This is a genomic window from Pseudobacillus badius (assembly GCF_002189605.1).
GTDB classification, from domain to species: domain Bacteria; phylum Bacillota; class Bacilli; order Bacillales; family Domibacillaceae; genus Pseudobacillus; species Pseudobacillus badius.
In genome coordinates this window covers 332,863-347,179 of record NZ_MWMM01000001.1, presented here as the reverse complement: position 1 = coordinate 347,179, position 14,317 = coordinate 332,863, and the positions used below count along the sequence as shown (strand labels likewise).

Sequence of the window (14,317 nt, the reverse complement as noted above, 5' to 3'; positions counted from 1 at the left end):
TCACCTCGTTTCTTCTGACCGTTCTTTCGCTCGCAGCTGTCCACAGGCCGCATCAATATCATGTCCTTGCTCGCGGCGAATGGTTACATTGATGCCGCGGTCTTTTAATGTCTTTTCAAATTCAAAAATTTTATTTTTCGGCGTACGCACATAATCGCGCTCCGGCACATAGTTAACCGGAATTAAATTCACATGGCACTTCAATCCTTTAATCAATTCGGCCAGTTCAATCGCATGGTCAACTGAATCATTTTCTCCGCCAAACAAACCATATTCAAAGCTGATGCGCCGCCCCGTCTTGTTAATGTAATAACGGACAGCTTCCATTAAATCCGGTAATTTGTAAGCTTTATTAATTGGCATCAGCTTCGTGCGCAGCTCATTATTCGGAGCATGGAGAGAGATGGCAAAGTTAATTTGCATTTCTTCATCAGCAAATTTGTAAATCTTCGGAATGATGCCGCTCGTCGAAACAGTAATATGACGGGCTCCGATATTTAAGCTCTTTTCATGATTAATAATTTTAAGAAAGGCAAGCATCTGGTCATAATTATCAAACGGTTCACCAATCCCCATAATAACGACCGAACTGACACGCTCGTCTTTTTCATCAAGTGCCTGCTGTACTTTTACGACTTGAGCAACAATTTCTCCTGCTTCTAAATGACGCTTTAAGCCGCCAAGGGTTGAAGCGCAAAATGTGCATCCAATGCGGCAGCCGACTTGAGTCGTTACACAAACAGAATTCCCATAATCATGGCGCATTAGAACGGTTTCAATAGAATAACCGTCATGAAGCTCGAACAGAAACTTAATGGTTCCGTCAGAAGATTCTTGCTGGATCAAGGTTTTTAACGTCGTAATGGCAAAATGAGCGGTCAGCTTTTCCCGAAGCTCCTTGGAAAGGTTGGACATTTCTTCATAAGAGGTGATCCGTTTTTTGTACAGCCAGTCAAAAATTTGTTCCGCCCGGAACGGTTTTTCTCCTTGTTCTTTCAGCCAATCTTTTAAATCCTGCAATTGCAGTGAATAAATGGATGGCAGCTGCTGCTCGTTCTCTGTTATTTCTTTTGCTGTTCTTGCTTGCTCCATTACTGCACCTTCTTTCGTAATTTACTGATAAAGAATCCGTCCCCGCCAAAGTCCTGCGGAAAAACCTGAAGCAGGTGCTGATCGGCCAACGGCTGAATAGCAGGCGGCAAATTTGTCAATGCTGCCGGTTCAAAATCAGTATGGGTTGCCAAAAACTGGTTCACTGTACCTTCATTCTCTTCCCTATCTACCGTACATGTGCTGTAAACGAGCACACCGCCCTTTTTCAAAAGGGGCGCTGCCGCATGTAAAATATCTAGTTGAACCTTCTGCAGCGCTGAAAGGTCCCCTTCTGCCTTGGCATACTTAATATCCGGCTTTCTGCGCAAAACGCCAAGCCCTGAACACGGGGCATCCACTAAAATCCGGTCAAAGCTCTCTTGCGGAAATACGTCTCCGGCTTTGCGGCTGTCTAACGCCTTCGTCTCAATATTTGTCAATCCCAGCCGCTCCGCATTTTGCTGAATGAGTTTCATTTTATGTTCATGTAAGTCAAGAGCTGATACGGAGCCGCTGTTGCCTAACTTTTCGGCAATATGAGTCGTCTTGCCTCCAGGAGCCGCACAAGCATCCAAAATTCTTTCCTCCGGCTCAATATCCAGCGCATAAGCGACAAGCATAGAGCTTTCATCTTGAATCGTTGCCATTCCGCTCTCAAACACAGAGGAGCGGGCCGCATTTCCTTTTAAAATGCGCACAGCTTCCGGAAGAACAGTACTTGGCTCTGCTTCAAAGCCTTCCGCTTCCAAGCGTTGAAGCACCTCTTCCCTATCCGCCTTTGTTTCATTGACCCGCATGGTCTGCATCGGCGCTGTCAAGTTCATCTCGCACATTTCTCTCGTTTTCTCAGCCCCAAACTGTGACATCCAGCGCTGAACAAGCCACAAGGGATGGCTCGTTTCAATCGAAATTCGTTCCGCCTCATCTTTAATCTCTGAAAAGCTGCGCAAACCATTTCTCTGCGCTGAACGAAGAATACCATTAACGAGACCGGCAATCCCCTTATGTCCCCGTTTTTTTGCAATCTCGACTGCTTCATGAATCACGGCGCGTTCCGGCACTTTATCAAGATAAACCATTTGATATAAAGAGAGCCGCAGCAATTGCTGCACCCATGGCTCCGGTTTTTTCTTAATGAACGGCGCCAGAAAAAAATCGAGAGTGTACTTGCGCTGAATCGTTCCATACGTAATTTCGGTTAAAAGCCCGGCATCCCTGCCGGAGAGACTATTTTTTTCGATGGCTGAATGAAGCAGCAAGTTGCTGTATGACTGATTTTTTTCTACAGATTCCAGCAAATCAAGGGCTAATTCCCGCACCGATTTCTTCTTTTGCTTCATTACTTATTCCCCTAACTTTTTGCCTGGGGTCAAGTGTGAACCTGCCCCTCTTAAATATTGTTCCGCGGACATCCGCTTCTTCCCGGCCGGCTGTATATCTGTCACTAGAATAGCCGTCTCATCTCCGGCAGCAACAACGAAGCCGTCTGCTGTCAATTCTATAATCGTTCCCGGTTCAGCGCCTGTAGCCGCCTGTACTTTTTCTCCCCACCAGACTTTGATCACTTGGCCGTCCAGCGTCGTATAAGCAACCGGCCATGGGTGCAAGCCGCGAATGTGATTATAAATTTCTTCGCCGGCTTTGTTCCAGTCAATTTTCTCCTGCTCCCTTTTAATATTGGAGGCAAAAGTGGCTTGTGATTCGTCCTGCTTCTTTGGCGAAACTTCGTCTGCCAGCAGCTTAGGCAATGTCTCCGCTAACAGCCTTGAACCGGCTTCGCTTAATTTATCGTGAAGACTGCCGACATGATCTGTTTCTTCTATTATAACCTCGGTTTGACTGATGATATCCCCGGCATCCAGTTTTTCCGCCATATACATAATGGTAATGCCCGTTTTTTTCTTTCCTTGCAGAATCGCATAATGAATCGGGGCACCGCCGCGCAATTCCGGAAGCAGGGAAGCATGCACATTAATACAGCCAAATTTTGGCGCATCAAGCAGCTCATTTGGCAAAAGCTGCCCGTAAGCTGCTGTGACAATCACATCAGGCTTCAAGTGAATAATTTGCTGCAATTCTTCTGAATTTCTTAATTTTTCGGGCTGCAATATTGGAATATCGTGCTTCATTGCCTCCACCTTTACCGGCGGGGGTGTCAACACCCGTTTTCTGCCAACTGGACGGTCCGGCTGAGTGACTACCGCCTGAATAGAGTAGCCCTCTGAAATCAGCGTTCTTAACACCGGAACAGAGAAGTCAGGCGTCCCCATAAATACGATCTTTGTCATGACATCTCCTCCGCTTCTAATTCTTCTTCCGACACATACTTCTCTACTTTGGACGTGAATAACACGCCGTGCAAATGATCGATTTCATGCTGGATGGCGCGCGCTAAAAAACCTTGTGCCTTCAGTGTGAAAAAACGGCCCTTTATATCTTGGGCTTTCACTTTTACATAAGAAGGACGGGTAACGTGGCCGTATAAACCCGGAAAACTTAAACAGCCTTCAACATCTGTGTCGCTTCCTTTTGCTTCCTCAATGACAGGATTGATCAGCGTGATCAGCCCATGGTCATCTTCAATATCAACAATCGCAAGCTGCAGGTCCCTTCCAATCTGGGGAGCTGCGAGGCCTACGCCATCTGCTGCAATCATTGTCTCGTGCATATCCTGTACTAACTTCTTTAATTTCTTATCAAATTCGGTAACCGGCTCGCATTTCTTCTCAAGAATGGCGTCCGGGTAATATACGATAGGTAAGTGTGCCAAAAATAATCCTCCCTAATGATCAACCAAGCAGCTTCGTCTTCTACATCATAATAAAGGGATTTACATCTACTGCCACTTGCAGACCTTTATCATTATGCTGCTTTGTATAATGCTCCATCACTGACTTTAAAACATGGTTCAGCTTTGGTTCCCGTTTGTATTTTATCAAACATTGGTAACGATATCTATTATTGATCCGTGCAATCGGCGAAGCAACCGGGCCAAGAATAATCGCCTCATTGGACAAGCGGGCTTGAATATAGTGAGTAATTTTCTCCGTTGCGCTTGATGCTGCCAGCAGATCCTCATGGCTGACAGTAACTAGAGCCAAATAGTAAAATGGCGGATAGCTGCCCAGTTTCCTCATGACCATTTCTTCCTTGTAAAATTGGTCATAGTCTTGCCTGCCGGCCAGCTGAATACTGTAATGGTCAGGTGTGTACGTCTGAATGACTACTTCCCCTTGAAGCTGGTGCCTCCCAGCCCTGCCGCTGACCTGCGTCAGCAGCTGAAAGGTCTTTTCTGCAGAGCGAAAGTCAGGGATATGGAGCATCGTATCCGCACTCAGCACCCCGACAAGCGTAATGTTTGGAAAATCAAGCCCCTTGGCAATCATTTGTGTTCCCAGCAAAATGTCCGCTTTTCCTTCCGCAAACTGCTGGAGCAGCTTTTCATGAGAACCTTTTCGGCTTGTCGTATCAACATCCATGCGCACCACCCGCGCTTGCGGGAGCAGTTTGCCTAATTCATCCTCCACTTTTTGTGTGCCGGTGCCAAAATAACGGATGTGCTCACTTTGGCATTCAGGGCAAGTGGAAGGAACTGGCTCTTCAAAGCCGCAATAGTGGCACTTCATCTGATGGCTATACCGGTGATACGTTAAAGAAATATCACAATGGGGACATCCAGCGACATAGCCGCAGTCCCGACACATAATGAAAGACGAATGGCCGCGCCGGTTAAGAAAAAGAACGGTTTGCTCGCCTTTCTCCAGCCGGTCTGTCAGCTTCTCAAACAGCGCGCGCGAAAACATGGAACGGTTGCCATGGCGCAGCTCTTCACGCATATCAACAATCTCGACATCCGGGAGCCGCTGGTTGTTCATCCTATTAGGCAGCGACAAAAGCTGATACACTCCTTTTTGGGCTCTGGCAAAACTTTCTAAAGACGGGGTGGCGCTGCCGAGAATGACGGGGCACTGATAAAACTTCGCCCTTTCAATTGCTGTCTCCCGCGCGTGATAACGAGGATTTTCTTCCTGCTTATAGCTGGTTTCATGCTCTTCATCGATAATAATGATTCCCAAATTTTCAAAGGGGGCGAACACAGCTGACCGCGCACCTACAACGACTTTTACTTCTTTACGCTGAATTTTGCGCCACTCATCATATTTTTCCCCGGCCGATAATCCGCTGTGCAGGACGGCGACATCATCGCCAAAACGCCCTTTGAAACGATGGACCATTTGCGGCGTGAGCGAGATTTCTGGCACAAGAACGATCGCTTCTTTCCCTTTTTCCAATACACGTTGAATCGATTGCAAATAAATTTCTGTTTTTCCGCTGCCAGTGACTCCATAAAGCAGGAATGTTTCATGCCGCACATCTTCTATTGATCCTAGAATAGGAGCAATCGCCGTTTGCTGCTGGTCCGTAAGCGGAAGCGGTTCTGTTTGCTCAAATTGCCTGTTCTCATAAGGATCGCGATAGACTTCTTGATAACGCTCCACGAGCAGTCCTTTCTCGATCAAGGTTTTTAGTGTGCCGTTCGAGGTGCCGGTTTGCTCCATCACTTCTTTTGCGGGGAGCAAAGGAAGCTCCGCGGCCTGTAAATAACTCAGCACATCTTTTTGTTTGCGCGCGTTTGCCGAAAGAGCGTTCATGCTGTCAGCCAGCTTATCGTCTGATAAGGCCAGTCCAATCATGCGAATGCTCTTTTTCTTTCCCTTGCTTGTTACTTTGTAAATCAGCTCCGCCCGGTTCGCCTTCACTTCTTGACGCAAAGCCGCAAGCAGGCCCTCTTTTTCCGCCATTTCCCAAGTGATTTCATCATGCCGGTGAAACAAGCTGAGGAGTTCTTCATTCATAGACGCTGCTGCTTCTCTGAGGCGGAAGACCTTTTCATATTTTGCCTTCATCGCAGCAGGAAGCATCGCCTGATAAGCTGAAATTTTAAAACAAAGTGTCGTTTCCGTGAGCCAGTCAGCAAGCTTCAAAAGCTCCGGATTTAATACGGGCAGCAAGTCCATAGGTTCAATAATCGACTTAAGTTTTTTGGCGCTTGAGGCATTTTTCAATGCTGTAACGAATCCTTGGATTTTTCGCGGGCCAAACGGAACGATAACCCTCATACCGGGCTGAATGAGCCCCTCCCACTTTTCCGGGATCTTATAATCAAACTCTTTATCGGTCTGCCTCGCTGCTACATCCACGATGACGCTCGCTACTTGCATACATGTTCACCCTTTTGCAAATCGGCCGCTGCCTCCAATAAAATTTCTCTTGCTGCTGCTTTTTTGGTCATTAAGTCAAAGTCTTTCTGGGTGCCATCTTTTTTAAAAATAGAAATGATATTCGTCTCGGCACCGAATCCGGCCCCGGCCAGCTTAACATTATTCGCTACAATCATATCCGCCTGCTTCGTCTGCAGTTTTTTGCGCGCATATTCTTCCACATTAGCCGTCTCTGCCGCAAAGCCAATAAGCAGTTGATGCGTTTTTTCCTGGCCAAGCGTTTTTAAAATATCTTTTGTGCGTTCCATTTCAATGGTTAAGTCACCGTCTTGCTTTTTCATTTTTTCCTCATAGACAACCTTGGGACGGTAATCAGCGACAGCTGCTGTTTTGATGACGATATCGCTTGCAGAGAACTTTTCCATGACTGCCTGATACATTTCCTCAGCGCTCTCCACCTTTTTCACTTCCACTCCCCGCGGCGGATCGATAGCAACAGGACCTGAAATTAAATACACGTCAGCTCCCATATCTCTGGCAGCCTCGGCTAATGCATATCCCATTTTTCCAGTGGATCGGTTCGTCAAAAAGCGTACAGGGTCAATAATTTCACGCGTTGGCCCCGCAGTAATCATGACCTTTTTATTTTTCAGCGGCTGCTCTTCTTTTTGTTTAAAGAATTGTTCCATCAGACCGACGATTTTTTCCGGCTCTTCTAAACGGCCTTTTCCCACATAGCCGCAGGCAAGGAAGCCTTCTCCCGGCTCAATAAACTGCCAGCCGAAGCTGGCAAGTACGGCGAGATTTTTCTGTACGGCCGGATGCTCGTACATATGCACATTCATAGCAGGTGCTATCCACACAGGCGCCGTGGAAGCCAGCAGAGTGGTTGAAATCATGTCATCTGCTATTCCATTAGCAAGCTTTCCGATCATATTAGCGGTAGCTGGAGCTACGATAATCAGGTCAGCCCAGTCAGCCAAATCGATGTGAGCAATGACTTCCGGGTGCTTTTCATCAAATGTGTTTGTGTAGACATCGTTACGGGACAGCGCCTGAAAAGTGAGCGGTGTGACAAACTCACAAGCAGAAGCGGTCATTGCCACCTTCACTTCAGCTCCTGCCTGCACCATTTTGCTCGTTAATGCCGCTGCCTTATAAACAGCAATGCCTCCGGTTACACAAAGCAAAATTTTCTTTCCACTTAACACGATGAACCCTCCAATTCTTTGCTTAAGTAAAAAAATAACAACCTTCCAAAGGTTGTTATTTCTGAAGCTGTTTATACTTCGTCATCATAAATCTGATCTTGGTCTTTTTCTTTCATCATGAGCTGGTCAGCATAAATTTCCTCAAGAGCACGGCCAACATATTTATGAGAAACATAAGAATCGAGCAGCTGCGTCGAGTCGTTCTCTTGAAGGCTGCGCGCACGTTTAGCAGCGATGCTGACTAAGGAATATTTTGAATCAATTTTTGTTAACAAATTATCAATAGAAGGGTATAGCATATTAATCACTCTCCAACATTTTTTTATAACGGTGCTGTACACGTTCCCGGCGGCAATGCTCGGCCACAATAATCGATTGAATGCGGCTGCACGCCTTTTCTACTTCATCGTTCTCCACAACGTAATCATATAAATTCATCATTTCAATTTCCTTGCGTGCTTTTTCCATTCGGCCTTTGATCACCTCATCGCTCTCCGTTCCGCGCGTGAGGATACGGCTGTGAAGCTCAGACAGGCTTGGAGGGGCCAGGAAAATAAATAGCCCTTCTGGAAACTTCTCTCGCACTTGCTGGGCTCCCTGCACTTCAATTTCAAGGAAAATATCACGGCCCGCATCAAGCGTTTCCCGTACATAATCAACCGGAGTGCCGTAGTAGTTGCCGACAAACTCTGCATACTCAAGCAGTTTGCCCTCAGCAATCAGCTGTTCAAACTCTTCCCTTGATTTAAAAAAGTAATCTACGCCATCTACTTCTCCTGTACGCGGAGCACGCGTTGTCATTGAAATCGAGTATTCAAACTTAACATCCGGCTGTGAGAAAATTTCTTTTCTTACTGTTCCCTTTCCCACTCCGGAAGGCCCTGATAAAACAATCAGCAAACCTTTTTCTTTCATGCCTTTCCCTGCCCTTCTTCAGTTACTTCTTCTGTGGAGAGAATTCGCTGGGCAACCGTTTCCGGCTGGACAGCCGATAAAATCACATGATCGCTGTCCATTACTAGCACCGCTCTCGTTCTTCTTCCATATGTCGCATCGATCAGCGTGCCTGCGTCTCTCGCTTCCTGAACAAAACGCTTAATCGGTGCTGATTCCGGACTGACGATAGATACAATCCTATTTGCAGATACAATATTGCCAAATCCGATATTAATAAATGGAATGGACATAAAGTTCCTCCAATTAAGAAAATAGACATTGTCTACACTCTCGTATTATTCGATATTTTGCACTTGCTCTCTCATTTTTTCAAGACCTGTTTTCAGATCAACCACAGCTGAACTGATCATTGAATCATTCGCTTTGGAGCCGATCGTATTCACTTCGCGATTCATTTCCTGAATCATAAAGTCAAGCTTGCGGCCAATTGGGCCTTCATGGTCAAGCGCCTGGCGAAATTGCTGAATGTGGCTCTCAAGCCGGATGCATTCTTCGTGTATATCCGATTTATCCGCAAATACAGCTACTTCTGTTGCCAGCCGGTCTTGATCAAAAGCCCCGGCCGCTATTTCTTTCATCCGCCGTTCAAGCCGCTGGCTGTAGGCTTCAATCACGATCGGCGCTCGCTCTTTAATATCGAAAAGCCGCTGCTCTAAACCGGATAATAAAACAAGAAGGTCCTTCTTTAGCTCCTGTCCCTCTGCCTGGCGCATCTCATGCAGCCGCTCCGCTGCGGACACAACCGTTTCCAGAACCAGCTTCTCCAATGCGGAGTTTTCCTCTTCGCTTTCTTCGATTGTAATAAAATCCGGCCGCTGCAGCAAATCCTTCAAGTCAGGCTTTCCTGGAAAACCGTATTTTTCTGCTATTTGCCCCATTAGGCGGACGAACTCATCTATCAGCTGCCAGTCTGCTTGCAGGGTGCGGTGCGTCAGTCCTTCTCCTTCAATTGTGACAAACAGCTCTACCCGTCCTCTTTGTATGTATGTTGCCAGTTCCTTCTTTATCTTATCTTCAATTTTTATTAATTGCCTTGGCATTCTTATTTGAAATTCACTAAACCGATGATTGACGGACTTCATTTCCACAACCACCGCACAATCGGCTGATTTTATCCTGCTTCTGCCAAACCCTGTCATGCTCGTTACCATCAGCCACTCACATCCTGTCGACATAATAAAAAGGCAATAGAGTTCACTCTACTACCTTTCATATTGTATCATATTCTATTTTCTTTTTCTTGCAAAAAATGATCCAGCCAGCAAAAATGTCGGGATAGCGCCAATTCCAAAAACAAGCAGCCATTCTCTTGGAGCGAGCGGTGTTGTATGGAAGATTGTTTGCAGCTGCGGAATATAAATAACAGCCACCATCAGCAGGAAGGAGGAAATAACGGCTGCAATTAAATACATATTCCCAAACGGATTGCGGGCTAGCACCGATTTTTCGCTCCGGCAATCAAACACATGGATCAGCTGTGCCGTTACGAGTGTCGCAAAGGCTACTGTCTGAGCATACATAAGATTGTCCGCGTGCTGCTGGTAAGCAATGATGAAAGCGATGAGTGTAGCTGCTCCGATTAAAAAGCCGCGGGAAATAATTTTCCATGCCAGGCCTCTGGCAAATACGCCCTCTTTCGGATGCCTAGGCGGCCGTTTCATTACATCCTCTTCCGCTTTATCGAGCCCGAGAGCCAGCGCCGGCAGGCCATCTGTCACCAAATTCACCCATAGGATTTGGATGGGGACAAGCGGCAGAGGCAGCCCTAAAATCATCGCAAAGAGCATAACTAAAATTTCCCCAACGTTTGACGCTAATAAATAGCGGATAAATTTACGGATGTTTTCGTAAATGTTCCGCCCTTCTTCTACTGCTGCTTTAATTGTGGCAAAATGGTCGTTAGCCAATACTAAAGAAGAGGCCTCCTTGGCAACATCCGTCCCGGTGATGCCCATAGCGATTCCAATGTCTGCTGTTTTGATCGCCGGGGCATCATTTACCCCGTCCCCCGTCATCGCTACGATGTGCCCTTTCTTTTGCAGCGCTTGGACAATTTTCAGTTTATCCTCCGGCGAAACCCGGGCATACACGGATGTTTTCTCGGCGGCGTCCTCCATCTCCTTATCCGTCATTCCACTGAGCGCTTTTCCATCCAAAATATCTGAATGCTTGCTCGCAAGCCCTAAATCGCCGGCAATGGCAGCCGCCGTTTCCTTGTGATCGCCGGTAATCATAATCGTGCGAATGCCCGCCTGCCGGCATTCCGCGATGGCCTGCTTTACTTCAGGCCGGGGCGGATCAATCATTCCTTGCATGCCGATAAATGTCATGCCGGATTCAACTTGCTCTGCATCGCGAAATGTATCTGCTGCCTTTAACGGTTTGTAAGCAACAGCGATGACCCGCAACGCTCTTCCTGCAAGCTTTTGCAGCATCTCTTCTGTTTTTTGCCTGTATAGCTTGGAGAAAAGCTGCCTTTTCTCCTCCCACAAAACATAATCGCTTCTTCCCATTAAAACGTCCGGAGCCCCTTTTGTCACAGAAAAACGCTGGCCCTGTGCATCTCTCACGATAACGGTCATCATCTTCCTTTTCGAATCAAAAGGAAATTCCTGCTCTACTGTAAATGTCTTTGCTAATTGATCCCGGCTTAATCCAGCCTTGAAGGCAGCTGTCAGCAAGGCTCCCTCTGTCGGGTCTCCCTGAATGACAAATTCCTTCTCTTTTTCTTTTAATTCCGCATGGTTGCAAAGCAGTCCGAACGTCAGCAGCTGGTATAAGCTTTTTTCGGCAGCAGGGGACACTTCCTTTGTTTCTTCAAAGAATTTCCCCTTCGGCTCGTAGCCTTTCCCGCTTATACTCCAATGTCTCCCTTCGCTCCAAGCGTCAGTGACCGTCATTTGATTTTGCGTCATCGTTCCCGTCTTATCCGAACAAATGACAGTCGTGCACCCTAATGTTTCGACAGCTGCCAGCTGACGGACGATCGCTTTTTGTTTGATCATCCGCTGAACACCAAGCGACAAGGCAACTGTTACAATGGCCGGCAGCCCCTCCGGTATAGCAGCAACAGCGAGTGACACCCCTGTTAACAGCATCGTATACAATTCGTGGCCTTGAATAATACCGATCGCCACTACAAGGACCGTTAACAATAAGGCAGCCGCAATTAATATTTTGCCGAGCTGTTCAAGCCGGCGCTGAAGCGGGGTTTCCGATCGTTGCGCCGCTTGCAGCATAGAAGCAATATTGCCCATCGCTGTTTTCATTCCGGTAGCTGTGACGACGCCGATTCCGCTTCCACGGGTAGCGAGAGTGCCCATGAACCCCATGTTTTTCATATCGGCAAGCGCCGGATTTTCTCCTTTCAGCGGAGAAGCATGCTTTTCTACAGGAACAGATTCACCGGTCATTGCCGACTCTTCGATTTCCAGATTGGCTGCTTCAAGCAGCCGGACATCTGCTCCGATCCGATCTCCTGCAGAAAATTTTAATATATCCCCTGCTACCAGGTCAGCGGAGTTTATTTTTTTCCATTCTCCGTCACGTAAAGCAAGCGACTGCGGAGCAGATAACTCCTTCAGCGCCTGCAGTGATTTTTCTGCCTTTCTTTCTTGGAAAAACCCAAGAACGCCATTAATAATGATAATGGCAAAAATGGCGACAGAATCAATGTACTCCCCCATTAAAGCGGAGATGGCCGTTGCTGCAATGAGCACAAGAACCATGAAATCCTTGAACTGACGGATAAACACCACCCAGGCGGAAGGCAACTTTCCCTCTGTCAGCTCATTGCTCCCATACTGCTCCTTCCGCCTTCGTGCTTCCTCTGTTGTTAATCCGCGCTGAATGCTTGTCTGAAGTTTTGTCTCTACTTCTTCTTGTTTCAGCTCGTGAAAATTCATCTCCTCACTCCTTTAATGGACAAACTTGTTCTTCTCATAGCATGATTATTCAGTCATGGAGCAAAACATGTTATCATTTAGTTAAGTTTTAACTAAAGTTCAAGAAAAGGAAGACAGCCTATGTCATTTGACGGTTTATTTACGAGAGCGATGACAAGAGAATTATCCGCCGCTCTTCAAGGAGGGCGGGTGAATAAAATTCACCAGCCTTATAAAAATGAAGTGATTTTGATCATTCGTGCGAAAGGAAAAAATCATAAGCTGCTGCTCTCAGCCCATCCATCTTATGCGAGAGTACAGCTGACTGAAGAAAGCTATGAAAACCCGAAAGAACCTCCTCTTTTTTGTAAAATGATGCGCAAGCATTTAGAAGGGGCTATATTGGAATCCATCGACCAAGCCGGACTGGACCGGCTGATTATCTTTCATTTCAGAGGAAAAAATGAAATTGGCGATACAGCCTATAAGCAGCTGTATGTGGAAATTATGGGGCGGCACAGCAATGTTATCCTTGCCGATCAGCAAAAAGGAACGATCATTGATAGCATTAAGCATATTTCAGCAGCCGTGAACAGCTACCGAACCATTCTTCCAGGCTACGACTATGTATACCCCCCGGCGCAAGATAAAGCGGACCCGCTTGAGGCTGGCAAAGAGGATGTGCTCCGCCAATTAGACTTTAACAGCGGGCGCCTTGACCGCCAGCTCGTCGCTGCATTCTCCGGCTTTTCTCCGCTCATTGCTAAAGAAATCATCTGCAAAAGCGGGCTGGCCAACCGTGAAACAGTGCCTGATGCTTTTGTAGAAGAGATGAAGCCGATACGGCAACATCACTACACGCCAACTTTAATTGAAAACGAGCATAAATCAGCGTTTTACTTTAAGGATTTGCAGCATGTGGCCGGTGAACGGAAAACCTTTCACTCGCTAAGCGAACTGCTGGACCGTTTTTATGTTGGAAAAGCTGACCGTGACAGAGTGAAGCAGCAGGCAAATGATATTGAGCGTTTGTTAAAAAACGAAAAAGAAAAAAATGAAACTAAATTGATTAAGCTGGCACGGACACTTGAGGAAGCTGAACATGCTGATCGCTTTCAGCTATACGGAGAGCTTTTGACCGCCCATTTATACGCGGCAAAAAAAGGAATGAAGGAAATAGAGGTAGTAAACTACTATGACGAAGCCGGCGGCACCGTCACGATTCCTTTAGACCCGCAGAAGACCCCGTCAGAGAATGCTCAAAAGCTGTTCTCAAAATACCAAAAAGCGAAAAATGCCCTTTTGGCTGTCTCTGAGCAAATCAACAGCACGAAAGAGGAAATTGCTTATATTGACCATTTGCTGCAGCAGATTGAGTCTGCCTCTCCTAAGGATATTGAGGAAATCCGCGAAGAGTTAATAGATGAAGGTTATATGAAAGCGAAAGCTTCTGGAAAAAAGAAGCCGGCGAATCATAAGCCGGCACTTGAAACATATGAAGCTAGTGATGGCACGCTTATTTTCGTTGGCAAAAACAACAAACAAAACGATTATTTAACGAATAAGTTCGCCCGCCGCGATGAAATCTGGCTGCATACAAAGGATATTCCAGGGTCCCATGTTGTTATCCGCAGTGAAGCGCCGACAGAAGAAACGATAGCGGAAGCTGCTAATCTTGCAGCCTATTTCAGCAAAGCGAAATCTTCAAGCTCGGTGCCGGTTGACTTTACAAAAGTGCGGCACGTCAAAAAACCGGGCGGCGCCAAGCCGGGATTCGTCATTTACGATAATCAGCAAACCGTTTATGTCACTCCGGATGAAGATCTTGTTCTGAAAATGAAAAAGCCGTAAACGCGGAGAAAGGAGTGCCCGAAAACGGCCGCCTTCATTCTGATCCGCTTGTTTTTGAAAAGAAAGAGCGGCTGTTCCAAAACGTCATTTTTCATGACCT

General features: G+C 46.6%; 12 protein-coding genes. 1 reads left to right on the top strand and 11 read right to left on the bottom strand.

The window, feature by feature from the left end:
* From rlmN to B1A98_RS01630, 11 genes are all read right to left on the bottom strand, one after another.
* Positions 1 to 1,092 carry a dual-specificity RNA methyltransferase RlmN gene (gene rlmN, locus B1A98_RS01680; protein ID WP_041099895.1) on the bottom strand — a complete coding sequence of 364 codons (1,092 nt, stop codon included), beginning with the start codon at positions 1,090 to 1,092 and terminating at the stop codon, positions 1 to 3.
* The gene (gene rsmB / locus B1A98_RS01675; protein ID WP_063383488.1) at positions 1,092 to 2,432 is read right to left on the bottom strand and encodes a 16S rRNA (cytosine(967)-C(5))-methyltransferase RsmB; all 1,341 of its coding nucleotides are present in this window, start codon (positions 2,430 to 2,432) and stop codon (positions 1,092 to 1,094) included. Before rsmB ends, rlmN begins: the two co-directional genes overlap by 1 nt.
* A gap of 3 nt (positions 2,433 to 2,435) precedes the next feature.
* Entirely contained in the window at positions 2,436 to 3,380 is a 945-nt protein-coding gene (gene fmt, locus B1A98_RS01670; RefSeq protein WP_063383487.1) for a methionyl-tRNA formyltransferase, read from the bottom strand.
* On the bottom strand, positions 3,377 to 3,862 hold the full coding sequence (gene def, locus B1A98_RS01665; RefSeq protein WP_063383486.1) for a peptide deformylase: 486 nt from the start codon (positions 3,860 to 3,862) through the stop codon (positions 3,377 to 3,379). The genes fmt and def overlap by 4 nt, the downstream gene beginning before the upstream one ends.
* A gap of 40 nt (positions 3,863 to 3,902) precedes the next feature.
* Positions 3,903 to 6,314: a primosomal protein N' gene (gene priA / locus B1A98_RS01660; protein ID WP_063383485.1), complete on the bottom strand. Its 2,412-nt coding sequence runs from the start codon at positions 6,312 to 6,314 to the stop codon at positions 3,903 to 3,905.
* Positions 6,305 to 7,525 (bottom strand): bifunctional phosphopantothenoylcysteine decarboxylase/phosphopantothenate--cysteine ligase CoaBC, encoded by a 1,221-nt coding sequence (coaBC, locus tag B1A98_RS01655; protein ID WP_063383484.1) that lies wholly within the window; start codon positions 7,523 to 7,525, stop codon positions 6,305 to 6,307. The genes priA and coaBC overlap by 10 nt, the downstream gene beginning before the upstream one ends.
* A gap of 71 nt (positions 7,526 to 7,596) precedes the next feature.
* Positions 7,597 to 7,824: a DNA-directed RNA polymerase subunit omega gene (gene rpoZ / locus B1A98_RS01650; RefSeq protein ID WP_041099883.1), complete on the bottom strand. Its 228-nt coding sequence runs from the start codon at positions 7,822 to 7,824 to the stop codon at positions 7,597 to 7,599.
* Between the two features lies 1 nt (position 7,825).
* Positions 7,826 to 8,440, bottom strand: coding sequence for a guanylate kinase (gene gmk, locus B1A98_RS01645; protein WP_063383483.1), 615 nt, complete (start codon positions 8,438 to 8,440; stop codon positions 7,826 to 7,828).
* The gene (remA, locus tag B1A98_RS01640) at positions 8,437 to 8,712 is read right to left on the bottom strand and encodes an extracellular matrix/biofilm regulator RemA (RefSeq protein WP_041099879.1); all 276 of its coding nucleotides are present in this window, start codon (positions 8,710 to 8,712) and stop codon (positions 8,437 to 8,439) included. The genes gmk and remA overlap by 4 nt, the downstream gene beginning before the upstream one ends.
* Positions 8,713 to 8,757: 45 nt before the next feature.
* Positions 8,758 to 9,633 (bottom strand): YicC/YloC family endoribonuclease, encoded by an 876-nt coding sequence (locus tag B1A98_RS01635; RefSeq protein ID WP_063383482.1) that lies wholly within the window; start codon positions 9,631 to 9,633, stop codon positions 8,758 to 8,760.
* Between the two features lie 75 nt (positions 9,634 to 9,708).
* Complete coding sequence (locus B1A98_RS01630) at positions 9,709 to 12,387, bottom strand: cation-translocating P-type ATPase (protein WP_063383481.1); 2,679 nt, start codon at positions 12,385 to 12,387, stop codon at positions 9,709 to 9,711.
* Between the two features lie 120 nt (positions 12,388 to 12,507).
* Between B1A98_RS01630 and B1A98_RS01625 the strand changes: the two genes are divergently transcribed.
* A complete protein-coding gene (locus B1A98_RS01625) occupies positions 12,508 to 14,217 on the top strand; it encodes an Rqc2 family fibronectin-binding protein (RefSeq protein ID WP_063383480.1) in 1,710 nt (569 codons plus the stop codon).
* Positions 14,218 to 14,317 lie beyond the last annotated feature (100 nt).

What these genes read in the sequence shown, in the direction of transcription:
- rpoZ (WP_041099883.1), bottom strand. Translation starts at nt 7,824, where the DNA reads ATGCTATACCCTTCTATTGATAATTTGTTAACAAAAATTGATTCAAAA.
- B1A98_RS01635 (WP_063383482.1), bottom strand. Translation starts at nt 9,633, where the DNA reads ATGGTAACGAGCATGACAGGGTTTGGCAGAAGCAGGATAAAATCAGCC.
- remA (WP_041099879.1), bottom strand. Translation starts at nt 8,712, where the DNA reads ATGTCCATTCCATTTATTAATATCGGATTTGGCAATATTGTATCTGCA.
- gmk (WP_063383483.1), bottom strand. Translation starts at nt 8,440, where the DNA reads ATGAAAGAAAAAGGTTTGCTGATTGTTTTATCAGGGCCTTCCGGAGTG.
- B1A98_RS01630 (WP_063383481.1), bottom strand. Translation starts at nt 12,387, where the DNA reads ATGAATTTTCACGAGCTGAAACAAGAAGAAGTAGAGACAAAACTTCAG.
- priA (WP_063383485.1), bottom strand. Translation starts at nt 6,314, where the DNA reads ATGCAAGTAGCGAGCGTCATCGTGGATGTAGCAGCGAGGCAGACCGAT.
- fmt (WP_063383487.1), bottom strand. Translation starts at nt 3,380, where the DNA reads ATGACAAAGATCGTATTTATGGGGACGCCTGACTTCTCTGTTCCGGTG.
- B1A98_RS01625 (WP_063383480.1), top strand. Translation starts at nt 12,508, where the DNA reads ATGTCATTTGACGGTTTATTTACGAGAGCGATGACAAGAGAATTATCC.
- rsmB (WP_063383488.1), bottom strand. Translation starts at nt 2,432, where the DNA reads ATGAAGCAAAAGAAGAAATCGGTGCGGGAATTAGCCCTTGATTTGCTG.
- rlmN (WP_041099895.1), bottom strand. Translation starts at nt 1,092, where the DNA reads ATGGAGCAAGCAAGAACAGCAAAAGAAATAACAGAGAACGAGCAGCAG.